The sequence below is a fragment of the Enterobacter sp. HSTU-ASh6 genome (assembly GCF_026319105.1).
GTDB classification, from domain to species: Bacteria; Pseudomonadota; Gammaproteobacteria; order Enterobacterales; family Enterobacteriaceae; genus Enterobacter; species Enterobacter sichuanensis.
In genome coordinates this window covers 232757-255380 of the sequence record NZ_WSPD01000007.1, presented here as the reverse complement: position 1 = coordinate 255380, position 22624 = coordinate 232757, and the positions used below count along the sequence as shown (strand labels likewise).

20 protein-coding genes and 2 pseudogenes are annotated in these 22624 nt (G+C 55.1%); 14 read left to right on the top strand and 8 right to left on the bottom strand.

Features of this window, described 5'->3' with window-relative positions:
• Positions 1 to 176: 176 nt before the first annotated feature.
• Both ybbP and ybbA read right to left on the bottom strand, forming a co-directional pair.
• Positions 177 to 2591 (bottom strand): putative ABC transporter permease subunit YbbP, encoded by a 2415-nt coding sequence (ybbP, locus tag GM298_RS11355; RefSeq protein WP_266154125.1) that lies wholly within the window; start codon positions 2589 to 2591, stop codon positions 177 to 179.
• The gene (gene ybbA / locus GM298_RS11350) at positions 2588 to 3274 is read right to left on the bottom strand and encodes a putative ABC transporter ATP-binding protein YbbA (RefSeq protein WP_266154124.1); all 687 of its coding nucleotides are present in this window, start codon (positions 3272 to 3274) and stop codon (positions 2588 to 2590) included. The genes ybbP and ybbA overlap by 4 nt, the downstream gene beginning before the upstream one ends.
• On the opposite strand from ybbA, the gene tesA reads away from it, so the two are divergent.
• Genes tesA through GM298_RS11335 form a run of 3 tightly spaced genes read left to right on the top strand, consistent with a single transcriptional unit; the run spans position 3242 to position 5580 of the window.
• Positions 3242 to 3868, top strand: a complete 627-nt coding sequence (gene tesA, locus GM298_RS11345; protein WP_123072405.1) for a multifunctional acyl-CoA thioesterase I/protease I/lysophospholipase L1 — start codon at positions 3242 to 3244, stop codon at positions 3866 to 3868. The genes ybbA and tesA overlap by 33 nt on opposite strands.
• A 28-nt stretch (positions 3869 to 3896) precedes the next feature.
• Positions 3897 to 4667, top strand: a complete 771-nt coding sequence (locus GM298_RS11340; RefSeq protein ID WP_025756132.1) for an SDR family oxidoreductase — start codon at positions 3897 to 3899, stop codon at positions 4665 to 4667.
• 58 nt (positions 4668 to 4725) lie between these two features.
• Positions 4726 to 5580, top strand: a complete 855-nt coding sequence (locus GM298_RS11335) for a co-chaperone YbbN (RefSeq protein WP_266154123.1) — start codon at positions 4726 to 4728, stop codon at positions 5578 to 5580.
• A 49-nt stretch (positions 5581 to 5629) separates the two neighbouring features.
• Here GM298_RS11335 and fetB read toward each other — a convergent pair whose 3' ends face one another.
• Together fetB and fetA are read right to left on the bottom strand one after the other, a co-directional pair.
• Positions 5630 to 6412, bottom strand: a complete 783-nt coding sequence (gene fetB, locus GM298_RS11330) for an iron efflux ABC transporter permease subunit FetB (RefSeq protein WP_024906866.1) — start codon at positions 6410 to 6412, stop codon at positions 5630 to 5632.
• A complete protein-coding gene (gene fetA / locus GM298_RS11325; RefSeq protein ID WP_266154122.1) occupies positions 6405 to 7076 on the bottom strand; it encodes an iron efflux ABC transporter ATP-binding subunit FetA in 672 nt (223 codons plus the stop codon). Before fetA ends, fetB begins: the two co-directional genes overlap by 8 nt.
• A gap of 154 nt (positions 7077 to 7230) precedes the next feature.
• On the opposite strand from fetA, the gene GM298_RS11320 reads away from it, so the two are divergent.
• Positions 7231 to 8145: an SPFH domain-containing protein gene (locus GM298_RS11320; protein WP_008499312.1), complete on the top strand. Its 915-nt coding sequence runs from the start codon at positions 7231 to 7233 to the stop codon at positions 8143 to 8145.
• Positions 8142 to 8594, top strand: a complete 453-nt coding sequence (locus GM298_RS11315) for an NfeD family protein (RefSeq protein WP_025756135.1) — start codon at positions 8142 to 8144, stop codon at positions 8592 to 8594. The genes GM298_RS11320 and GM298_RS11315 overlap by 4 nt, the downstream gene beginning before the upstream one ends.
• On the opposite strand, the gene cueR is transcribed toward GM298_RS11315, so the two are convergent.
• Both cueR and GM298_RS11305 read right to left on the bottom strand, forming a co-directional pair.
• Positions 8591 to 9001, bottom strand: coding sequence for a Cu(I)-responsive transcriptional regulator (cueR, locus tag GM298_RS11310; protein ID WP_025756136.1), 411 nt, complete (start codon positions 8999 to 9001; stop codon positions 8591 to 8593). The two genes, GM298_RS11315 and cueR, sit on opposite strands and share 4 nt — an antisense overlap.
• 86 nt (positions 9002 to 9087) lie before the next feature.
• Positions 9088 to 9309 (bottom strand): annotated as a pseudogene (locus tag GM298_RS11305) (integrase); the annotation flags it as partial.
• Between the two features lie 90 nt (positions 9310 to 9399).
• Here GM298_RS11305 and GM298_RS11300 point away from each other — a divergent pair.
• Both GM298_RS11300 and GM298_RS11295 read left to right on the top strand, forming a co-directional pair.
• Entirely contained in the window at positions 9400 to 9999 is a 600-nt protein-coding gene (locus tag GM298_RS11300; protein ID WP_047364042.1) for a hypothetical protein, read from the top strand.
• Positions 10000 to 10016: 17 nt separating this feature from the next.
• Positions 10017 to 11129: an XRE family transcriptional regulator gene (locus GM298_RS11295; protein ID WP_266154121.1), complete on the top strand. Its 1113-nt coding sequence runs from the start codon at positions 10017 to 10019 to the stop codon at positions 11127 to 11129.
• Between the two features lie 390 nt (positions 11130 to 11519).
• Here GM298_RS11295 and GM298_RS11290 read toward each other — a convergent pair.
• Positions 11520 to 11819 (bottom strand): annotated as a pseudogene (locus GM298_RS11290) (hypothetical protein); the annotation flags it as partial.
• 176 nt (positions 11820 to 11995) lie between these two features.
• On the opposite strand from GM298_RS11290, the gene GM298_RS11285 reads away from it, so the two are divergent.
• From GM298_RS11285 to ybaK, 5 genes are all read left to right on the top strand, one after another.
• Positions 11996 to 12328, top strand: coding sequence for a hypothetical protein (locus tag GM298_RS11285; RefSeq protein ID WP_266154120.1), 333 nt, complete (start codon positions 11996 to 11998; stop codon positions 12326 to 12328).
• A gap of 4 nt (positions 12329 to 12332) precedes the next feature.
• Entirely contained in the window at positions 12333 to 13217 is an 885-nt protein-coding gene (locus GM298_RS11280; protein ID WP_266154119.1) for a type VI secretion system-associated protein TagO, read from the top strand.
• A 275-nt stretch (positions 13218 to 13492) separates the two neighbouring features.
• Entirely contained in the window at positions 13493 to 15991 is a 2499-nt protein-coding gene (gene copA / locus GM298_RS11275; protein WP_045286623.1) for a copper-exporting P-type ATPase CopA, read from the top strand.
• 50 nt (positions 15992 to 16041) lie between these two features.
• A complete protein-coding gene (locus GM298_RS11270; protein ID WP_262747708.1) occupies positions 16042 to 16836 on the top strand; it encodes a TraB/GumN family protein in 795 nt (264 codons plus the stop codon).
• 199 nt (positions 16837 to 17035) lie between these two features.
• Positions 17036 to 17515, top strand: coding sequence for a Cys-tRNA(Pro)/Cys-tRNA(Cys) deacylase YbaK (gene ybaK / locus GM298_RS11265; protein ID WP_023343509.1), 480 nt, complete (start codon positions 17036 to 17038; stop codon positions 17513 to 17515).
• Between the two features lie 119 nt (positions 17516 to 17634).
• Here the strand turns inward: ybaK and ushA are convergent, their stop codons facing one another.
• Positions 17635 to 19287 (bottom strand): bifunctional UDP-sugar hydrolase/5'-nucleotidase UshA, encoded by a 1653-nt coding sequence (ushA, locus tag GM298_RS11260; protein ID WP_126800451.1) that lies wholly within the window; start codon positions 19285 to 19287, stop codon positions 17635 to 17637.
• Between the two features lie 169 nt (positions 19288 to 19456).
• Between ushA and GM298_RS11255 the strand changes: the two genes are divergently transcribed.
• Together GM298_RS11255 and ybaL are read left to right on the top strand one after the other, a co-directional pair.
• A complete protein-coding gene (locus GM298_RS11255) occupies positions 19457 to 20665 on the top strand; it encodes an MFS transporter (RefSeq protein ID WP_045286619.1) in 1209 nt (402 codons plus the stop codon).
• Between the two features lie 228 nt (positions 20666 to 20893).
• Entirely contained in the window at positions 20894 to 22570 is a 1677-nt protein-coding gene (ybaL, locus tag GM298_RS11250) for a YbaL family putative K(+) efflux transporter (RefSeq protein ID WP_045286618.1), read from the top strand.
• The last annotated feature ends 54 nt before the right edge of the window (positions 22571 to 22624 follow it).

The window sequence follows — 22624 nt, the reverse complement described above, 5'->3', positions numbered from 1 at the left end:
CCTTAATAGACACGCTGCTAAATATTTAGCTGGTGAATATTAACTGGAAATAATCGGGCTGTGTGGTCGGGTTTTTAATGTTTTGTGCTACTAAATGAGTGGGTATTATCACTTTGTGCTATTTAAACATTGCGTGCCGGCATTAAAATCCGACACGCAATTATCACCGAGCTAAATCAACTGGCAAACTGACGGAACAGGGCTTTGCCCTTTAACAGCCGCGTGCCGAGCCAGCCGCCGCAAAGGGAAAGCAGCACAGCACCGCAGAGAGGCAGGGTCAACCAGAGACGCCAGTCAGGCTCCCACGGGAAGTCAAAGACCTTTGTCTGCAACACCGCCAGGGCCGTCTCAGCGCCAATGGCCGCCACCAGACCGGCCACCAGCCCCAGCAGGGCGAACTCGCTCCAGAGCGTCATCCGCAGCAGCCGCTTACCGGCTCCCAGCGTGCGGTAAACCACCAGTTCCTGATGACGCTGGCGCATGCCCACCTGCACCTGGGCCAGCAGCAACAGCACGCCGCAAATCGTCACCAGCACCACCATCACCTCCAGCGCACGGCTCACCTGCTCCAGCACCTGCCCCACCTGCTTCAGGATCGCCCCAATATCCAGCAGGCTGACCGTCGGAAACTCCCGGTTTAGCTGGGTGAGCATGCCGTTGCCCTTTTCCCAGCGGAAGCTGGTGAGCCAGCTCTGCGGCTGTCCGTCCAGCGCTCCCGGCGGGAAGATGAAGAAGAAGTTAGGCCGCAGGCTCTCCCAGTCCACTTTACGCAGGCTGGTCACCTTCGCGGTAAAATCCTGGGTATCGCCGGTAAAGGTGACGCGGTCTCCCGGCTTCACGTTCAGGCGCGTCGCCAGCCCCTCTTCCATCGACACCTCTCCCACTTTTGGCGGCCAGGTGCCGGCCGTAATCGGGTTATGATCGGGCCGTTTTTCCTGCCACGTCAGGTTGAGCTCGCGGTTAAGCGACTCGTCCTTGTTCCCTTCCGTTGGCACGCCGTTGATCTGCGTGAGCCGCGCGCGAACGATGGGATAGAACGCCTCCGGGATGATATGGTGCTCAGACAGGAACGCCTTCAGCGGCGTGACCTGCTCAGGGGCGATATTGATCAGGAAATAGTTCGGGCTTTCCGGCGGGAGCTGCTGCTGCCAGCGGTCGAGCAGATCGCCACGCAGCACGAGCAGCAGGGCCAGCAGCATAAACGACAGCGAAAAGGCCGACAGCTGGCTCAGCGTTGACCACGGCTGATGCAGCAGACGGTTCACCGCCAGGCGCACGGGCAGGGATTTTACCGTCAGCCTTTTCAGGACGTTGAGCAGTATCCAGCCCAGCACGCCGCAGAGCAGCGCCAGAACCACCGCCCCGGCCAGCACGGCCCACAGCAGCGTGCTGCCCCCCATCAGCCAGGCCAGCAGCCCCACCGCCACCGCCATAATCACCGGCAGGTAGAACTTCAGCGGCCAGACGTTCGCCACCACATCGTTGCGGAGCACGCGCAGCGGCTGCGTCGCGAGCAGCAGGCGGTAGGGTCGTAGCCCCACCAGCACCGAGATCACCGTCATCGCGCCCATCGCCCACAGCCACGGCCAGAAACTGGCCGGCGGCAATGCGGCCGGGAGTACCGGTTTCAGCATTACCATCAGCAGTTTTTCAAACAGCAGCCCCATTATCCCGCCGGTTAGCGCGGAGAGGGCAAGCAGCATCAGCCACTGGCCGACAATCAGTTTGCGAAGTTGCTTGCGCCCTGCGCCGAGCGTTTTGAGGATCGCCACCAGGTCATAGCGGCTGCGGCAGTAGTGCCCCATCGCAACAGCGACCGCCGCCACCGCCAGCAGCAGGGTCAACAGTGCCGACAGCAGCAGGAACTGCTGGGAACGCTCCAGTGATTTACCGAGCGCCCCCTCGTCCTGCTCCAGCCCGTACCAGCGGTGCTCCGGTTTGAGCTGCGGCAGAAGCCATTTTTCATAGTCATTAAGCTCGGCAGGCGTGCCGCCAAACTTGTAGCGCCAGGTGACGCGGCTGCCCGGCTGGACCGCATGGGTTGCCGCGACATCCGCGGTGTTCATCAGCAGGCGTGGCGCAAGCTGGAAGGGGTTAAAGCCGGAGTCCGGCTCCTGCACCACTTCCCCGGCGATTTTCAGTGTGGCATCGCCGACGTCGATGCTGTCGCCAGTTTTCAGATTCAGCAGCGCCATCAGCCGGGGAGCCAGCAGTACCGTACCGGGCGCAGGCTTCAGCCCGGGCGGGCTGGTCTGCAGTTCGCCGTACATCGGGTAGATCTCATCGACGGCCTTAACGCTCGCCAGCTGCGGCGTGTCGCCCGCGAAGGTCATCGTCTGGAAGCTTAGCTGTTCTCCCACCGTCAGCCCCCGCCTGCGCGCTTCGTCAATCCAGCCCGGCGGAACGGCGCGCGAACTTTGCAGCGCCCGGTCTCCCGCCATAAACTCCCGGCTCTGCTGGCTGAGCCCTTTTTCCATCCGGTCGCTGACGCTGCCGAGCGCCAGCACGCAGGCCACCGCCAGGCTTAGCGCCAGCCAGACAATCAGTAGCGAGGGGGAACGCCACTCGCGCCAGAACCAGCGGGTAATCATGTCTCCTCCTGAAGCATACCGTTCACCAGCCGCAGGCGCCGGTCGCAGCGGGCGGCAAGCTGCGGATCGTGGGTGACGAGGATCAGCGTAGTGCCGTGTTCGCGGTTAAGTGAAAACAGCAGGTCGGCAATCCGGTCGCCGGTTTTACGGTCAAGGTTACCGGTGGGCTCATCGGCAAACAGCACTTCAGGGCGGCCGTTAAACGCCCGCGCCAGCGCCACGCGCTGCTGCTCGCCGCCGGAAAGCTGCGCGGGAAGATGGTCGAGACGTTTCCCCAGACCGAGCTGTTCTAGCAGCTCCTTCGCGTGAGCGCGGCTGTCACGGCTATTTTCCCCGCGCAGAAGCGCCGGGAGCTCGACGTTTTCCAGCGCGTTGAGGGTGGGGATCAGCATGAAGGACTGAAAGACAAAACCCACATGACGTGCGCGTAACGCGGCGCGCGCCTCTTCATCAAGCTGATGCAGCGGCTGCCCGACAAGATGGACCTCACCGCTGCTGCCGTCGTCCAGACCGGCCAAAATCGCCAGCAGGGTGGACTTACCAGAGCCCGATTCGCCAATCAGCGCGATGGTTTCAGCGCGTTTGACAACGAGTTCAACTCCAGTAAGGATGGAAAGCTCGTGTTCCCCCTGACCGACGGACTTCTTAAGATGATGAACTTCAACACTGTTTTCCGCTGGCATTTGCCCTTCCTGTTTTTGATTCTGATGACCTTCCGCGCGGCGGCAGCGGACACGTTACTGGTTCTCGGTGACAGCCTGAGCGCAGGCTATCGTATGGCGGCCAGCGCGGCCTGGCCCGCCCTGCTCAATGACAAATGGCAGAGCAAAACGACGGTTATCAACGCCAGCATCAGCGGTGATACCTCGCAGCAGGGGTTGTCGCGCCTGCCTGCGCTACTCAAACAGCATCAGCCGCGCTGGGTGCTGGTTGAGCTTGGCGGCAATGATGGCTTACGCGGTTTCCAGCCTCAGCAAACGGAACAGACCCTGCGCACCATTTTGCAGGACATCCGGGCGGCAAACGCCCAGCCGCTGCTGATGCAAATTCGCCTGCCCGCCAACTACGGTCGTCGGTATAATGAAGCCTTTAGCGCGATCTACCCTAAGCTTGCCAAAGAGTTTGATATTCCGCTGCTGCCATTTTTCATGGAAGAGGTCTATCTCAAACCCCAGTGGATGCAGGACGACGGGATCCACCCCAATCGCGATGCGCAGCCGTTTATTGCCGACTGGATGGCAACGCGGCTGGCTCCTTTAGTTAACCATGACTCCTGATTAAGCGGAGATCCTGACAGGTAAAGTTATGCAAAAATCGGTCTTAATAACAGGATGTTCCAGTGGAATCGGCCTTGAAAGCGCGCTCGAATTAAAGCGCCAGGGATATTGGGTGCTGGCGGCCTGCCGCAAACCCGACGATGTCGAACGCATGAACGGGCTGGGCTTTACCGGCGTGTTGCTGGATATGGACTCGCCGGAGAGCGTTGATCGCGCCGCGGATGAGGTGATCGCCCTGACCGGCAATCGCCTCTACGGGCTGTTTAATAATGCGGGTTATGGCGTGTACGGTCCGCTGGATACCCTCTCCCGCGAAACGCTGGAGAAACAGTTTTCGACTAACTTCTTCGGCGTACATCAGCTCACCATGCGCCTGCTCCCCGCGATGCTGCCGCATGGTGAAGGGCGCATCGTGATGACGTCCTCCGTGATGGGGCTGATTTCAACCCCAGGTCGCGGCGCCTATGCCGCCAGCAAATATGCGCTGGAAGCCTGGTCCGACGCCCTGCGCATGGAGCTACGCCACAGCGGCATTAAGGTCAGCCTGATTGAACCAGGCCCGATCCGCACCCGCTTTACCGAAAACGTTAACCAGACGCAGGCGGATAAACCGGTCGAGAACCCCGGCATTGCCGCACGTTTTACGCTCGGACCCGAAGCGGTGGTGGCCAAAGTGCGCCATGCTTTTGAGAGTGACAATCCCAAAATGCGCTATCCGGTGACGCTGGTCACCCATGCCGTAGGCTGGTTAAAACGTCTGCTGCCGGGCCGGATGATGGACAAAATTTTACACGGTTGAGTTGAAGCGACGACGCGCATCCCCATGTAAAGAGTAAACCGATAAAAGAGAAGGCCGCATGTCCGTACAGAATATCGTCAATATCACTGAAGCAAACCTGCAACAGACCCTTGAACAGTCGATGACCAAACCGGTGCTGTTCTACTTCTGGTCTGAACGCAGCCAACACTGTCTGCAGCTGACGCCGGTGCTGGAAAGCCTTGCCGCCCAGTACAATGGTCAGTTCATTCTCGCCAAACTGGACTGTGACGCACAGCCAATGGTGGCGTCTCAGTTTGGTTTGCGCGCGATCCCCACCGTCTATCTGTTCCAGGACGGTCAGCCTGTGGATGGCTTCCAGGGACCGCAGCCGGAAGAGGCCATTCGTGCCCTGCTGGATAAAGTGTTGCCGCGCGAAGAGGAGCTGAAAGCGCAGGAAGGCATGGCGCTGATGCAGGAAGGCAAATATGACGAGGCGCTGCCGCTGCTCAAAGAGGCGTGGCAGCTGTCGAAGCAGAACAGCCAGATTGGCCTGCTGCTGGCGGAAACGCAGATTGCCCTGCACCGTTCAGAAGACGCAGAAGCTGTCCTCAGGACCGTTCCGCTGCAGGATCAGGATACCCGCTATCAGGGGCTGGTGGCGCAAATTGAGCTGCTGAAGCAGGCCGCGGATACCCCGGAAATTCAGCAACTGCAACAGCAGGTTGCCGATAACCCGGCCGATGCGGCGCTGGCAAGCCAGCTGGCACTGCAGCTGCATCAGGTGGGACGTAACGAAGAGGCGCTTGAGCTGCTGTTTGGTCATCTGCAAAAAGACCTTGCTGCCGCAGACGGCCAGGCGCGCAAGATGTTCCAGGAGATCCTGGCCGCGCTGGGCACCGGTGATGCGCTGGCGTCGAAATATCGCCGTCAGCTGTACGCCCTGCTCTACTGACAAAAAAGCCCGGTGGCGGCTTCGCCTTACCGGGCCTACAAAAGCCATATCACCCTGTCTTTTTCAACTGCGTCACCACCAGCTGGTGGCGCGCGTTGTAGAACTTCCGGTAGGTCAGGTAACAGGCAATGATGGTGGACAGGCTGGCCGTGGAGAGCAGCATAAACGTCACCATGATCTGATACTTAATCGCTTTTACCGGATCGATACCGGCGAAAATCAGCCCCGACATCATTCCCGGCAGGCTGACCAGCCCCACCGTTTTGGCGGAATCCACGGTCGGGATCAGCGATGAACGAATGCTCTCACGAATCAGCCGCGCCGAGGCCACTTTTGGCGTTGCCCCCAGGCTTAATTTCTCCTGCAACTGCTGCTGTTCGCTGCTGAAACGCTGGCCGAGGTTGTTGTAACACAGCCCAACGGCCACCATGGCGTTCCCCGCAATCATCCCGGAGATAGGGATAACCTGCATCGGCGTAAACTCAATCGAGCCGGAAAGCACCAGCACCGCCAGCGTGAGCGCCGTGCCGGTGGTAATCGCGATAAACGACGAGATAAACGCTTTATCAATGTATTTACTGCGTTTTTTCGCATTCCACGCCGCGTTAAAGCAGATAAAGAGCACCATCAGCAGCGTAAGCACCGCGTGATTAACGTTGAAAATGTATTTCAGCACATAGCCGACGATGATGAGTTGAATCACCGCGCGGCAGATACTCCACACAATGTCTTTTTCCAGGCCCAGCTTTTCCCGGTAGCTGACCACAATCGCAATCAGCACCAGCACCATGGAAAACGCCAGAGATTCGTTCGTAATATTATGCTCACCCACGGTTTGCCTCCTGCATTTTCCCGCCGTGCGGCTGCAGCCTAATCACGTCATCCGCATGACTAATTTCGTTAGCGTCGTGCGTGACCCACAGCACGGCAATATTCTGCTCGCGAACGTAACGATGAATAATCTCGTTGACGTTGCGTTTGTTGGTGTCATCGAGCGCGCTGGTGATCTCGTCCAGCAACAACACCTTCGGTAAAAACTGCAGATTGCGGATCAGCGAGACGCGCTGTTTTTCTCCGCCCGACAGCGCATTGATGGATTGGGTCAGCGTCTCCTGCGCCAGGCCAAAGCGGGCCAGATCGTTGATAAACCGTTCCGGCTCCGGCGTTTTATGGCGAATTTTCCACGGAAAAATCAGGTTGTCATAGACCGTATCGCCAAACAGCGCCGGGGTCTGTACGCAATAAGAGACCTGCTGGCGATAGTTTTCCGGAGAGAGCGACGCAACGTCCTGGCCTTCAAAGAGAAGGGTCCCCTCTGTGGGACTGAGCAGCGAGGCCACAATCTTCAGCAAGGTGCTTTTGCCACAGCCTGATGGCCCGGTGATTAATTTAAACTCGCCCGGCGACAGGCTAAATTCAACGTGCTGAAGGATAGTGTTATCCCCGACACGAAATCCAATATCCCTGAGTTGTAACAGGTTTTTTTTATTGTTCATTCCGCTTCCGTTAACCGCGTCTTGTAAGAACCGTCTGTAGGATAATCTTTTTCCAGTCTATTTTCAGAGGCGAATTTCAACCGGATAGCCGATATACTTATGAGCAATAAACACACACGTTCTCTCATCACGGCATGCAAAACAGGAGGTTTTTATGCTTATTGTTGTTCCAGTCCTTATTTTTGTTGCTCTGGTTATTGTGGGCGCAGGCGTCAAAATTGTTCCTCAGGGTTATCAGTGGACCGTTGAGCGTTTCGGTCGTTATACCAACACGCTCCAGCCTGGATTAAGCCTGATTGTCCCGTTCATGGACCGGATTGGCCGTAAGATCAACATGATGGAACAGGTTCTGGATATTCCTTCCCAGGAAGTGATCTCGAAGGATAACGCCAACGTCACCATTGACGCCGTCTGCTTTATTCAGGTGATAGATGCGCCAAAAGCAGCGTATGAGGTGAGCAACCTGGAGCTGGCGATCGTCAACCTGACGATGACCAACATCCGTACCGTGCTCGGCTCGATGGAGCTGGATGAAATGCTCTCCCAGCGCGACAGCATCAATACCCGCCTGCTGCACATTGTTGATGAAGCGACGAACCCGTGGGGCATTAAAGTGACCCGCATCGAGATCCGCGATGTGCGACCGCCTGCGGAACTGATCGCCTCCATGAACGCGCAGATGAAGGCTGAGCGAACCAAACGAGCCTACATTCTGGAAGCGGAAGGGGTACGTCAGGCTGAGATCCTGAAGGCGGAAGGGGAAAAACAGTCGCAGATCCTGAAAGCGGAAGGCGATCGTCAGTCCGCGTTCTTACAGGCGGAAGCGCGTGAACGTTCTGCCGAAGCGGAAGCCCGCGCAACGCAAATGGTGTCCGAGGCGATTGCCGCCGGTGATATCCAGGCGGTGAACTACTTCGTCGCGCAGAAATATACCGATGCACTGAAAGAGATCGGCTCCGCCAATAACAGCAAAGTGGTGATGATGCCGCTGGATGCCAGCAGCCTGATGGGCTCTATCGCCGGGATTGCTGAACTGATCAAAGACAGCGGGAACGAGCGTAAAAAATGATTGAGCTCATCGTCGCACATCCTCACGCTTTCTGGCTAAGCCTTGGGGGGTTATTGCTGGCCGCGGAGATGCTGGGCGGCAATGGCTACCTGCTGTGGAGCGGTGTCGCCGCGGTCATTACCGGGCTGCTCGTCTGGCTTCTGCCGCTTGACTGGGCGTGGCAGGGGGCATTGTTTGCCGTGCTGACGCTGGTGGCCGCGTGGCTGTGGTGGCGCTGGCTTAACCGACAGGTTAACGAGCAGAAACCGGTGGACGCTCATCTCAACCAGCGCGGACAGCAGATTGTCGGCCAGCGTTTTACGCTTGATACCGCGCTGGTGAACGGACGTGGACATATGCGCGTGGGCGACAGCTCGTGGCCGGTGGTCGCCGACGAAGACCTCAGCGCCGGCACGCGGGTTGAGGTCATTGCGGTGCAAGGCATTACCCTGCGGATTAAAGCCTGCTAAGCAGAGGTCTTACGATGGCAGCAGCCGGCAAGATTATCGATAATCGGGCAGTCGGCGCTGTCATCCCCCGGACAGGATTCCGCGAGCTGTAGCAGCTGTTCGCGCATCGCCTGTAGCTCAATGATGTGGCGTTCAATCTCGGCCACTTTTTCCAGGGTGCGTTTTTTCACGTCTGCGCTGTGACGCTTCGGATCATTAAACAGATTAACCAGCTCACCGCACTCTTCCAGATTAAACCCGACCTGCCTCGCCTGGCGCAGTAACGTCAGCTCATCCAGATGCAGCTGCGTGTAGCTGCGGTAGCCGTTTTCACTGCGCAGCGGCGGCGTCACCAGCCCCTTCTCTTCATAAAAGCGAATCGCTTTGCTGGTTAAACCGGTTTTTTTCGCCACATCGCTGATATTCACATTTCCCCCTTGACCTTCCCCTTGATGGTGGGATTCTGACAGGCGCAACCCTGTAAGATGCTGCGCCGAATCAGTATTTTATAGACTTAACTGACCCGCAAATCCCCCTCGTTGCCTCCAGAGTGTGGACACAATGTGGATATTCCGCTGAGAAGATTATAGCTCACAGCATCCAGCAAATAATCAGGTGCGAAATGCGCATAAATCATCGTTTGAGAAATATCCGCATGGCCCAATATCCACTGTAAAGCAATGATGTTGCCCCCGTCATCATTAAATGCGTTGCGCGCTGGAAAGTGACTGTAAAAATTAACAGGGGTTAGTTGACATATCAAGGAATCTGCACCATCATTCAGGTTGACAAAGTTTGATATTTGCACTCGCGGAGATTTGGATTGATGTCTAAGAAGCCTTTACCATGGGACTTTCACCCACAATTAACAGAAGAGCGTTTAACAATTATTGCTAAAGAATTGTTACAGGTCTTAAATGACACATACGCTCAACTTTCGACCACACTGGATAACAACTATACACGCTCTACTTGTACTTTTGGGCGTCAGTGGCAGTTGCTTATTGATTTATGTTTGAGTGGTCAGTACGACTGGCTTCATCTCACCAATGCCGGTTTAGACATCACTTTTACTATTGATACAATTCCTGTGCGTTTCTTCACTGATGACCCAGCCAATCCTAAAAAGGATGGTTTTTATCGCAGGAATCCTGCAGATCAGCTTTTTGCTCCTGAGGTAAACATTCCAGTTTTGCATCGCTTTGTTGTTGAGAAACCCGAATTTGAGGGTGAGGGAGCTAAGGTTCACTTCATTGGTTACAACGCTTTGGACGAAGAGGTATCCAAGTGGACGTATAACGATGAACCAACAACGGCATTGTTGCACTCTACTGATGATACACCGCCAGAGTCTGTTAGAATTGAGCTTGATGACATTCGCCCTTCTCGTCCCGAAAAGGAAGAAAAAGAGAGCGATAAAGATTAATGAGTAGAAGGTGAAAAGTGTTTAACGGTTCTAATTTAAGATTGGCTCGTCTGTATCACGAGTTATCGCTGGAGCAAGTAGCTGAGCGGGTTGATAAGACCCGCCAGTATATTCAGCGGCTGGAATCCGGCACGGCTGTTCCCACACCCGAGCTTGCTAATAAATTAGCTGCCGTCTTGCTGGTGATGCCTCATTTTTTCGAAGAGCAATGGCAGTCTCCTGTTAATGAAGAGATCGTTCACTTCCGCAAGCGTAGTTCTACGAGAGTCGCCACAAAAATGGCGACTCTCGCCAAGGCTGAGCTATATCGACGACTTATTGATATTTTTGAAGAGTATCTGGATTTACCACAAGTTAGATTTCCTGAACTGAAAGTGAATACACAAGAGGATATCGAAAAAGCGGCAGAGAAATGCCGGACTGACTGGGGACTCGGTTTTGGGCCGATCGATAACATGACTCGTCTTGCTGAAAAGCTGGGAGCATTTGTCACTTCTTTTGATTCTGTTTCTGACGATGTTGATGCTCTTTCTGTTCCTTTAAGTCGACCATTTATCGTAAGGAATACAGCTAAAAAGTCACCCTGCCGTCAGCGTTTTGACATAGCACACGAGGTGGCACATTTAATCTTGCATGAAGGTGTCTCTACTGGAGACAGGGCTACTGAATCGCAGGCTAACCGCTTCGCGTCTGCATTGCTTTTGCCAAGAACAGCTATGGCGAAATATTTTCCACGTCCGATTGGCGGTCGAATCGACTGGAAAGGTCTCAGCCAGTTTAAATTAACGTGGAAAGTGAGTAAGGCCGCGATCATTTATAGAGCACATCAACTTGGGCTTTTGACTGACACTCAATACAAAACCGCCTTTTTTGGTCTCAAGCGAAAGGGTGAGGCTATTGATGAGAAAGAAGATTATTTGATCCCTTGTGAGAAGCCAGAGCTATTCAGTAAAGCAATGAAATGTCTGTTAAATGATATGTCAGTGGATATTGAAACATTGGCCCAGCGTTTAAGCATAACCCCTACGATGCTCGCAGAACTTGCTAATGATGACACTTTGGTTTCTGTGTCAAGAGTGGATTCTGAGAATGTAATTTCAATGTTTGCGTATCGAATGAAAACTTCTTAAAAAGTTTCAGAGATCAAAAGTCCCGCTTCGGCGGGATTTTTTTAGAAAATGTCTGCACAACAGCGCACAAATTTGTACAATATTTTTGAAGCTATTTATACCCTTTCCATCCTGTGGCGGCGTGGTCTGCCCCAGGATAGGCAAAAGCAAGAAAATGGAGCAAATGTCGCGCGCAGATGAAGGGGGAACAGCCCACGCGAGGGAAGGAATGCCCTTAAAAGCCATACTTCGGTGTTTCCTGCCTCCTACGCGCACTTTCTCGCTTTTGGGTGTGCGGGGGTCAATTGCAGTTTGCGATTGCCAGAGTGGCGCTGATGGGCTCAGAGTGAGAGGCGATAAATTTCGTGCAGAACGGATTTAGGTTATGGTGGGTTATGCGTTGATTGAAAATTACTGAAGGAGAACCGCCGCAGGATGTGCGGCGGGTATAATGGGCCACTCGTCTTTGAGCAGAGCGTAGAAATTGAAGCGGATCACTTCCTCACCGAGCCAGCCATTAATGTCTTTTATTGCTTCCTTCAAGGGCAATATTTCGTTGATGGCGAAGACGCGCCCGGCCTTCTCAACATCACCGAGAGATCCAGTGCCTTCCGGCATTGCGCCCATCATCTGCGGCGAGATGCAGTGAGCGTCGCACAAATCGTTGCGCGTTGCCGATTTGATGTTAAGAAACTCATACTTTGCCGATATCCCGCGCGATGCCTTTCCCGCCTTGCACTATGGAAATACTCAACTCAACCTGATTATCTAAATAAAAGCCAGTGATGTATCGGGGCTTTTCTCTTGTCAATGCGTCCAAATCCGATAAAATCCTAATGTTTTGTAACAAAAAGATAAGATTCTTATTAATCAAAGGAGATTGGTTTATGGCATTGGTTAGCTGTCCAGAGTGTCTTAAGGATGTAAGTGATACAGCATTGCGTTGCCCGTCATGTGGGAAGCAGCTTAAAAAGCCACGACGTTCGCTTTTTGGAAAAGTCATCAAGTGGGCTTTTATACTGTTCAACTTATTTATGATCTACTGCCTCTTCGCGGGAGTTGGTGGTAGTAGTGAAGTAATAAATCACGCAACTTCCGATGCAGAAAGAGCTGGGGCTGCAATTGGTACCGGTCTAGGTTTAATGGCAATTGCTAGTGTCTGGGTTATAGGCGACATAATCATCGGTATCCTTGTATTCCTCACCAGACCAAAAGGATGATTAAATGAAAAAGCTTTTTTTAAATGTAATAGCATCATTTATGATCCTCAATGCAGTGTCTGTATACGCAGAAAGTGAACATAAAAACTTTAATGCGGTCCTTGAATGTCGGGCTATAGAAAATGATGCTGAACGACTTTCTTGTTACGATAAATCAATACCGCCATCACGAACACAAAGTGCTAATAAATTCGAGAGTAGAGATCAATGTCCTGAGGAGAAAGATAACGATAAACGACTATCTTGTTACGATCGTTTTTTCTCACCAACGTTTAAAGCAACAACAAGTACGATAAACACGTCAGTAAAAACTGATTATCAGCAACCTGACCGAGCAAAGTTGTTAGAGTGCCAAAGTGAAATTAATGGCACCAAAAGGCTGGAATGTTTCGATAAGTTATTCCCGCAGAATACATCCGCAGAAACTGAAGCTACACAAAATTTTGTTTCTAACCCTGGCAAGTGGCAAACATCAATAAGCACCTCACCTGTAGACGACTCAAAAAACATAATCCTCTCACTTAACAGTAATGATTACATTCGAACGCCTTTTGGTGAAAGTGTGATGCCAACAATGTATGTAGCCTGCCGTGAAAAGAAAACGGAGTTATTCATTAACTGGGATGTGTACCTGGGCCTTGAGCAAACGAGTATGCTTTACCGCTTGGATAAGCAGAAAGCAGTTGAAAAAGAATGGTCTATCTCAACTGATACCAAAGCGGTTTTTTACAAGGGCAGTGACATCGACTTTATTAAATCTCTAGCTAAAGCAGACAAAATGTTCACCAGAATCACCCCATACAATGAAGCCCCTGTGAGTGCAACCTTCGATCTTAAGGGCCTTTCAGATGCAATGAAACCGCTTCAAAAAGCTTGTGGTTGGAAGTAAACGGAGTTTAAGTCATTAACCAGAACAACCTTGATACAATGAAGAGTAACTTGTTATGAAAAAAGCCCCGCTCAATAAGCGGGGCTTTGTCATTGTAATCTGGACACTTTTGTCGAAGTGTGGAGGCTATGCAGACACTGATTTTAAAAAACCCTTTCAATCAGCCATTTAAATGCTTGACCTTCCCCTTGATGGAAGGTTTAACCTTCATAACAGTCAGTAAAAAGCACGATATCGGTCAACAACTGACCAGATCATTATACGGGAGTTTTACTATGTCTCACACTATCGACCTGACGCTGGATGGCCTCTCCTGCGGTCATTGCGTCAAACGCGTAAAAGAAAGCCTTGAACAGCGCCCCGATGTTGAAAGCGCTGAAGTCACTATCGACCATGCCGCCGTTACCGGCAGCGCCAGCGCGGATGCGCTGATTGATACCATCAGGCAGGCCGGCTATGGGGCGGAGCTGAGCCACCCAAAGGCTAAACCGCTGGCAGAGTCATCATCCCCGTCGGAAGCACTGACAGCGGCCACTCCTGAGCTTCCGGCAGCGGATGATATTGATGACAGCCAACAGCTGCTGATCAACGGCATGAGCTGCGCCAGCTGCGTCTCCCGGGTACAAAACGCCCTGCAGGCGGTACCGGGCGTCGCCCAGGCACGGGTCAACCTCGCGGAGCGCACTGCGCTGGTGATGGGCAGCGCCTCCGCAGCAGATTTAGTGCAGGCCGTTGAAAAAGCGGGCTACGGCGCGGAGGCCATCGAAGATGATGCCGAACGCCGCGAGCGCCAGCAGGAAACGGCGATTGCCACCATGAAGCGCTTCCGCTGGCAGGCGATTGTCGCCCTGCTGGTGGGTATTCCGGTGATGGTGTGGGGGATGCTCGGCGACAACATGATGGTCACCGACGACAACCGCACGCTGTGGCTGGTCATTGGCCTCATTACCCTGGGCGTGATGGTCTTCGCGGGCGGTCATTTCTATACCAGCGCCTGGAAGAGCCTGAAAAACCGTACCGCGACGATGGATACGCTGGTTGCGCTCGGCACGGGTGCGGCGTGGCTCTACTCCATGAGCGTGAACGTCTGGCCCCAGTGGTTCCCGATGGAAGCGCGGCATCTCTATTATGAAGCCAGCGCGATGATCATCGGTCTGATTAACTTAGGCCATATGCTGGAAGCCCGCGCCCGTCAGCGCTCCTCGAAAGCGCTGGAAAGGTTGCTCGATTTAACCCCGCCAACCGCGCGCGTGGTCACGGACGACGGGGAAAAGAGCGTCCCGCTGGCCGAGGTTCAGCCCGGCATGACGCTGCGTCTGACCACGGGCGATCGCGTTCCCGTTGACGGTAAAATCACGCAGGGCGAAGCCTGGCTGGATGAAGCGATGCTGACCGGCGAGCCCATCCCCCAGCAGAAATCAGACGGTGACGCCGTTCATGCCGGTACGGTGGTACAGGACGGCAGCGTGCTGTTCACCGCCAGCGCCGTCGGCAGCCACACCACGCTGTCGCGCATTATTCGCATGGTGCGCCAGGCGCAGAGCAGTAAGCCGGAGATTGGCCAGCTTGCCGACAGGATCTCTGCCATTTTTGTGCCGGTGGTGGTCGGTATTGCCCTGCTGAGCGCGGCGATCTGGTATTTCTTCGGCCCGGCGCCGCAGATTGTTTATACCCTGGTGATTGCCACCACGGTGCTGATCATCGCCTGTCCGTGCGCCCTTGGCCTGGCGACGCCGATGTCGATTATCTCCGGCGTAGGCCGCGCCGCCGAGTTTGGCGTGCTGGTGCGGGATGCGGACGCGCTGCAGCGGGCCAGCACCCTGGACACGCTGGTGTTTGATAAAACCGGCACGCTGACCGAAGGCAAACCGCAGGTAGTGGCCGTCACGACCGCAGGCATTGCCGAAGCGGACGCGCTGCGGCTTGCCGCGGCGCTGGAGCAAGGCTCCAGCCATCCGCTGGCGCGCGCCATCCTTGATAAAGCGAATGCATCTGCCCTGCCACAGGTCAGCAACTTCCGTACCCTGCGCGGGCTCGGCGTCAGTGGTGAAGCCGAAGGCCACGCGCTGCTGCTGGGCAACCAGGCATTGCTTAATGACAACGGTATTGATACCTCCGCGCTGGAAAGCGAGCTGAAAGCGCAGGCGTCTCAGGGCGCCACGCCGGTTCTGCTTGCGGTCGATGGCCAGGCCGCCGCGCTGCTGGCCGTGCGCGATCCGCTTCGTCAGGATAGCGTGGACGCCTTGCAGCGCCTGCACCGCGCGGGCTACCGTCTGGTCATGCTGACCGGAGATAACCCAACAACGGCAAACGCCATCGCCCGGGAGGCCGGTATTGACGAGGTGATTGCGGGCGTACTGCCGGATGGCAAAGCGGACGCCATTAAAAACCTGCAGCGTCAGGGCCGTCAGGTGGCGATGGTCGGCGACGGCATCAACGATGCCCCGGCGCTGGCCCAGGCGGACGTGGGGATTGCCATGGGGGGTGGGAGCGACGTGGCCATTGAAACCGCCGCCATTACGCTGATGCGCCATAGCCTGATGGGCGTTGCCGACGCGCTGGCCATTTCAAAAGCCACGTTGCGCAACATGAAGCAGAACCTGCTGGGGGCGTTTATCTATAACACCCTCGGTATCCCGATTGCGGCCGGCATTTTATGGCCGCTGACCGGCACGCTGCTAAACCCGGTGGTCGCCGGTGCGGCGATGGCGCTCTCCTCCATCACCGTGGTGAGCAACGCCAACCGGCTGCTGCGCTTTAAACCGAAGGATTGAACCTTGTACTCGTACGCGCTAGCATGACCCTTTCCATTCATGGAGCGCGTATGGGTCTGTTTAATCGTATAAAAACATCGTTTCGCGCCCTCTTTCCTCGCCGTTACGCCTGGCCGGGTCTGGATATCTCTCTCCCCGGCGGGCAACACCTGCATCTGGTAGGTAGCATTCATATGGGTACGCAGGATATGTCTCCCCTGCCGCCCGGCCTGATCAAGCTGCTGAAACACGCCGACGCACTGGTCGTTGAGGCGGACATCTCCGGCCATGAGTCGCCGTTCGCTGGCCTGGAGAGCGATCTCACGCTCGCGGAACGTCTGGATGAAACCCAGCTTGCGGAGCTGAAGCGCGTGGCGGATGAAACGGGCGTCTCGCTTTCCATGATTGACACCCTGCCGCTGTGGCAAATTGCGATGGTGCTGCAGGCCACGCAGGCGCAGCGTCTGGGTCTGCGCGGTGATTACGGCATTGATTACCAGCTGCTGAATGTGGCCAGGGCGCGCAGTCTGCCCATCATCGAACTGGAAGGGACCGACAGCCAGATTGCGCTCCTGCGACAGCTTCCCGACGACGGCCGTATGCTGCTGGATGATACGCTGACCCACTGGCACACCAACGCGCGACTGCTGCAAACCATGATTGGCTGGTGGCTGGACGCGCCGCCTGCGGAGGGTAAGCTGGCTTTACCGTCGACCTTCAGCGAATCGTTATACGATGTGCTGATGAATGCGCGCAACCAGGCCTGGCGACAGACGCTGCATGCGCTACCTGCGGGGCATTATGTGGTGGCGGTCGGGGCGTTACATTTGTACGGAGAAGGGAATTTGCCGTCGCTGCTGAAATAAAAAAATGGCCAATATTTCTATTGGCCCGTCAAAGAGGAATTTCATCGTTTTTATTATGCCGAAGGAGACCTTCGGTTGAGCCGATTGTCGCTCAAAGTGACCATCACTGCCAATACTATTGCGCAAGATGGTGCTATTTTTTAGACAAACGTCAGGCGTATGCTGGTGGCATGATTTGTCTGTCGTAAGAAGGATAGCTATGACTCCCGCCGTAAAATTACTCGAAAAAAACAACATTTCTTTCCGGATCCACACTTACGATCACGATCCGAATGAAACCAACTTTGGTGATGAAGTGGTGCGCAAGCTGGGCCTGAACGCGGACCAGGTGTATAAAACGCTGCTGGTTGCGGTGAATGGCGACATGAAGCACCTCGCCGTCGCGGTTACGCCGGTGGCGGGACAGCTGGATCTGAAGAAAGTCGCCAAAGCCCTGGGGGCGAAGAAGGTGGATATGGCCGACCCGATGGTTGCGCAACGCACCACGGGCTACCTGGTGGGTGGGATCAGCCCGCTCGGGCAGAAAAAACGTTTGCCGACGCTGATTGATGCCCCTTCACAGGAATTTGACACCATCTTTATATCCGGAGGCAAACGCGGGCTGGATATTGAGCTGGCCGCGGGCGATCTGGCGAAAATGCTGGACGCGAAGTTTGCGGATATTGCGCGCCGGGATTAAAAAAAGCCGGGTGGCGGCTTCGAGGTAAAAGCAAAACGGTAACAGGCGTTACCGTTTTTTGTGTTCGCGCCCTCTCCCGATGGGAGAGGGTTGGGGTGAGGGCATCAGGCCGCACAACACTACTGCCAGCTCACCTCACCTTTCGGCTCATACGCATTCACGTCTATCGGTGAATTCTGCTCGATGAACTGCTTCAGCACTTCCGCATCAATAAAGCCGGTATTCACGTAGCCCGGTTTATTATCAATATGCGGATAACCGTCGCCGCCAGTGGCGTTAAAACTCAGAGTCGCCAGACGGTAGGTTTTGCCAGGATCGACCGGTTCACCTTTAATCTTAAGATCGTTAAGCTTGCCGTCTTTCGCCACAAAGCTGACGTTGGCAAACTGCGGATAGGCCCCGGAATCCGGTTTCATCTGCGCCACGGCGGTCAGATAGTCAATGACCTCTTTCCCGCTCATATCGGCATAGACCACCACGTTACCGAACGGCTGCACCTTCAGGACGTCTTTATAGGTGATGTTGCCACCTTCGATAGAGTCACGAATGCCGCCGCCGCTCATCACGCCGAAGTCAGCGCCGGTACGCGCCATTTGCGCCGCCAGTACCAGGTGACCCATGTTGGTCTGCACGAAGCGAACTTTACTGCGGTCCCCTTCCAGACGCCCGTTCAGCGTGCCGATTTTCACATCCAGCTGCGCCTTACCTTTGTTCTGGAACGGCGTCAGCAGGGAGAGCATTTGCTGGTTTTCGGCGATCTCTGGCGTGTAAAGTACGCGCTCACTTTTCCCGTCCGGGTAGGTAACCTTTTTCTTCAGGTTGACCGGAATGAGCTGATAATGCACCAGCTTCATCTCACCGTTACGGAACTCGAAGTCCGCCCGGCCCACGTATTTGCCCCACTCGTGCGCCTGCACAATCCAGATACCGTTCTGACGGTCTGGGGCGCACGGCGTACCCGGCACGTAATCCACCTGCTTTTTGTTCTCCGAGGCCATACACACCGGATCTTGTGAGTGACCACCCACAATCATCGCCAGCGAGCCCGCAGGCAGGCTGCGCGCCATCTCCACGTCACCCGGTGCGTTCGAGCCGTGCTCACCGTTGTCGTAGTGCCCCATGTGGGTGGTGGCGATAATCACGTCCGGCTTTTCGTTTTGCTGCAGCTCCTGAATCACCAGCTTCGCTTCGTCCGCCGGTTTGCGGAATTCGATATCGGTAAAGAACTCCGGGTTGCCAATTTTCGCCGTATCGTCGGTGGTTAAGCCAATGACCGCGATCTTCAGATCCTGACGCTTAAACAGCGCCCAGGGCTTAAACAGGCGCTCGCCGGTACTTTTCTGGTAAATATTGGCGGAAAGGAAGGGGAATTTGGCCCATTTTTCCTGCTGACGCAGCACGCTCAGAGGGTTATCAAACTCGTGGTTACCGACGGCCATCGCGTCGTAGCCAATCAGATTCATGCCGCGGAAATCGGGCTCGGCATCCTGTAAATCAGATTCCGGCACGCCGGTATTGATATCGCCTCCTGACAGTAACAGCACGCTGCCGCCCTGGGCTGCCACCTCTTTACGAATGCCGTCCACCAGCGTTTTTTGCGCCGACAGACCATATTCGCCGTATTCACTGCGCCAGAAATGACCGTGGTGATCGTTGGTATGCAGAATGGTGATTTTATAGGTTTTGTCTTTTTCATACGCCTGCGCGGGCAGGCTTACCATACCCCAGGCGGCAATCAGCGCCAGCGCGACGCCCCGCTTCATTAACTTCATCTTCTCTCTCCCTGACCAATAGACAAAGGCAGAAATTACAGTGACTAATAAGAATAGACAAATAAGTTTTCAGAATTGCGACTTTCTTCAAAGGTCCCGGGCGGGTATGTTAGTCGGATAATAATTACACCCTGCATCGCTACTAACTCAAGACGTGGTAATTCTCTCTATGGCAATCAGTGAATCAACCCAGCCCGTTCCGGGTGCGCCGGCGTCGCGCACCTCCTTTAAAGTATTAGGCGCAATCAGTCTCTCGCATCTGCTCAACGACATGATCCAGTCGTTAATTCTGGCTATTTATCCGCTGCTGCAGTCCGAGTTCTCCCTCACCTTCGTGCAGATCGGGATGATCACCCTGACCTTCCAGCTGGCTTCTTCACTGCTGCAGCCGGTGGTGGGCTACTGGACGGACAAATACCCAATGCCGTGGTCGCTGCCGATTGGCATGTGCTTTACCTTAAGCGGACTGGTGCTGCTGGCCATGGCCGGAAGCTTTGAAGCCGTGCTGATTGCCGCCGCGCTGGTAGGTACCGGCTCGTCCGTTTTCCATCCAGAGTCCTCGCGCGTGGCGCGTATGGCTTCCGGGGGACGTCACGGTCTGGCGCAGTCTCTCTTCCAGGTGGGCGGCAACTTTGGTAGCTCCCTCGGCCCATTGCTGGCCGCGGTGATTATTGCCCCTTACGGTAAAGGCAACGTGGCCTGGTTCGTCCTGGCCGCACTGCTGGCGATTATTGTGCTGGCGCAGATCAGCCGCTGGTATGCTGCTCAGCATCGGGTGAATAAAGGAAAACCTAAAGCGAAGGTTATCAATCCCCTTCCTCGCAATAAGGTTATCCTGGCGGTGGCCGTCCTGCTGATCCTGATTTTCTCGAAATACTTCTATATGGCGAGCATCAGCAGCTATTACACCTTTTATCTGATGCAAAAATTCGGATTATCGGTACAAAACGCGCAGATCCATCTGTTTGCCTTCCTGTTCGCCGTCGCCGCCGGCACGGTCATTGGCGGGCCTGTAGGGGATAAGATTGGGCGTAAATATGTTATTTGGGGCTCTATCCTCGGCGTAGCGCCCTTTACCCTCATTTTGCCGTACGCCAGCCTTGAATGGACGGGGATTTTAACCGTGATTATTGGTTTTATCCTCGCTTCCGCGTTTTCCGCCATTCTGGTCTATGCCCAGGAGCTGCTGCCAGGACGTATCGGTATGGTTTCCGGACTCTTTTTCGGTTTCGCCTTCGGTATGGGAGGCCTTGGCGCGGCGGTATTGGGGATGGTTGCGGATCACACCAGCATCTTCCTGGTTTATAAAATCTGCGCTTTCCTGCCACTTCTTGGGATGTTGACCATATTCCTGCCTGATAACCGCCACAAAGCGTAAATAAGGGGTAGCCAAAGTTTGTCTTTGGCTACCTGCCCCCCTGATGCCATAAGGGTTTCCTCTACTTCCCTCACTGAATTTAGCAAAATGCGCTTTTTATGGTGCTTATTGCTGTTTTATTCAAACTTCAACAATTATTCATAAACATAAGGGTAAAAATTGTCATAAACTATTACTCGGTTTTTGGTTTTTCACCAAAAAGGATCACCCACAACGAAAGGAGACGGAATGCACCACGCCACACCGCTTATCACCACCATTGTTGGTGGACTTGTGCTCGCTTTTATCCTCGGCATGATTGCCAATAAACTGCGTATTTCTCCTCTTGTCGGCTATCTGCTAGCGGGCGTCCTGGCCGGGCCGTTTACGCCAGGGTTCGTGGCGGATACCAAACTGGCCCCTGAGCTGGCGGAATTGGGCGTGATTCTGCTGATGTTTGGCGTCGGTCTGCATTTTTCCCTGAAGGATTTGATGGCGGTAAAGTCGATTGCCATACCGGGAGCGATCGCCCAGATAGGGGTGGCGACGCTGCTGGGGATGGCACTGTCGGCTGTGCTGGGCTGGTCGTTGATGACCGGCATCGTATTTGGGCTGTGTCTCTCGACCGCCAGTACCGTGGTGCTGCTGCGTGCGCTTGAAGAGAGACAGCTGATAGACAGCCAGCGTGGGCAAATCGCGATAGGCTGGCTGATTGTTGAAGACCTGGTGATGGTCCTGACGCTGGTGCTGCTGCCTGCCGTGGCTGGCATGCTGGAAAAAGACAATATCGGCTTCGCGTCACTGGCGCTGGATATGAGTATCACCATCGGGAAAGTGGTGGCGTTTATCGCCATCATGATGCTGGTGGGCCGCCGTCTGGTCCCGTGGATCATGTCCCGCAGCGCGGCAACCGGCTCACGCGAGCTGTTTACCCTCTCCGTGCTGGCGCTGGCGCTGGGCATTGCTTTTGGTGCCGTTGAGCTGTTTGACGTCTCCTTTGCCCTGGGCGCCTTCTTCGCCGGGATGGTGCTGAACGAATCCGAGCTGAGCCATCGCGCGGCGCACGATACCCTGCCGCTGCGCGACGCCTTCGCCGTGCTGTTCTTCGTCTCCGTCGGGATGTTGTTTGACCCGCTTATTCTGATCCAGCAGCCGCTGGCCGTGCTGGGCACGCTGGCGATCATCATCTTTGGTAAGTCCCTCGCCGCCTTCTTCCTGGTGCGGATGTTTGGCCACTCGCCGCGTACGGCACTGACCATCGCCGCCAGCCTGGCGCAGATTGGCGAGTTCGCCTTTATTCTCGCCGGTCTGGGCATGGCCCTGAATCTGCTGCCGCAGGCCGGGCAAAACCTGGTGCTGGCAGGCGCGATCCTGTCGATTATGCTTAACCCGGTGCTGTTTGCCCTGCTGGAAAAATACCTCGATAAAACCGAAACCCTGGAAGAGCAGACCCTCGAAGAGGCCATCGAAGAAGAGAAGCAGATCCCGGTGGATATTTGCAACCACGCCCTGCTGGTCGGCTTTGGCCGCGTGGGAAGCCTGCTTGGCGAGAAGCTGATGGCGCAGGGTATTCCGCTGGTGGTGATTGAAACCTCGCGTACCCGCGTCGACGAGCTGCGCGAGCGCGGCATTCGGGCGGTGCTGGGCAATGCGGCGAACGAAGAGATCATGAACCTGGCACATCTGGACTGCGCCCGCTGGCTGCTGCTGACCATACCCAACGGCTATGAAGCGGGCGAGATTGTGGCTTCCGCGCGCGAGAAGTGCCCCAATATCGAGATTATCGCCCGGGCGCATTATGACGACGAGGTGGAATATATCACCGAGCGCGGCGCGAATAAGGTGGTGATGGGCGAACGCGAGATTGCGAATACGATGCTGACGCTGCTGGAGAAACCGCCGGTTGAAGAAGGGGTGACGGGTTAAGTGTTGTACGGCCAGATCCCCTCACCCCAGCCCTCTCCCCATAGGGGAGAGGGT

Excerpts from the sequence above, each read along its gene's own strand:
- ybbP (WP_266154125.1), bottom strand. The coding sequence starts at position 2,591 with ATGATTACCCGCTGGTTCTGGCGCGAGTGGCGTTCCCCCTCGCTACTG.
- tesA (WP_123072405.1), top strand. The coding sequence starts at position 3,242 with ATGATGAACTTCAACACTGTTTTCCGCTGGCATTTGCCCTTCCTGTTT.
- ybbA (WP_266154124.1), bottom strand. The coding sequence starts at position 3,274 with ATGCCAGCGGAAAACAGTGTTGAAGTTCATCATCTTAAGAAGTCCGTC.
- GM298_RS11340 (WP_025756132.1), top strand. The coding sequence starts at position 3,897 with ATGCAAAAATCGGTCTTAATAACAGGATGTTCCAGTGGAATCGGCCTT.
- GM298_RS11335 (WP_266154123.1), top strand. The coding sequence starts at position 4,726 with ATGTCCGTACAGAATATCGTCAATATCACTGAAGCAAACCTGCAACAG.
- fetA (WP_266154122.1), bottom strand. The coding sequence starts at position 7,076 with ATGAACAATAAAAAAAACCTGTTACAACTCAGGGATATTGGATTTCGT.
- GM298_RS11320 (WP_008499312.1), top strand. The coding sequence starts at position 7,231 with ATGCTTATTGTTGTTCCAGTCCTTATTTTTGTTGCTCTGGTTATTGTG.
- GM298_RS11315 (WP_025756135.1), top strand. The coding sequence starts at position 8,142 with ATGATTGAGCTCATCGTCGCACATCCTCACGCTTTCTGGCTAAGCCTT.
- GM298_RS11300 (WP_047364042.1), top strand. The coding sequence starts at position 9,400 with ATGTCTAAGAAGCCTTTACCATGGGACTTTCACCCACAATTAACAGAA.
- GM298_RS11285 (WP_266154120.1), top strand. The coding sequence starts at position 11,996 with ATGGCATTGGTTAGCTGTCCAGAGTGTCTTAAGGATGTAAGTGATACA.
- GM298_RS11280 (WP_266154119.1), top strand. The coding sequence starts at position 12,333 with ATGAAAAAGCTTTTTTTAAATGTAATAGCATCATTTATGATCCTCAAT.
- copA (WP_045286623.1), top strand. The coding sequence starts at position 13,493 with ATGTCTCACACTATCGACCTGACGCTGGATGGCCTCTCCTGCGGTCAT.
- GM298_RS11270 (WP_262747708.1), top strand. The coding sequence starts at position 16,042 with ATGGGTCTGTTTAATCGTATAAAAACATCGTTTCGCGCCCTCTTTCCT.
- ybaK (WP_023343509.1), top strand. The coding sequence starts at position 17,036 with ATGACTCCCGCCGTAAAATTACTCGAAAAAAACAACATTTCTTTCCGG.
- ushA (WP_126800451.1), bottom strand. The coding sequence starts at position 19,287 with ATGAAGTTAATGAAGCGGGGCGTCGCGCTGGCGCTGATTGCCGCCTGG.
- GM298_RS11255 (WP_045286619.1), top strand. The coding sequence starts at position 19,457 with ATGGCAATCAGTGAATCAACCCAGCCCGTTCCGGGTGCGCCGGCGTCG.
- ybaL (WP_045286618.1), top strand. The coding sequence starts at position 20,894 with ATGCACCACGCCACACCGCTTATCACCACCATTGTTGGTGGACTTGTG.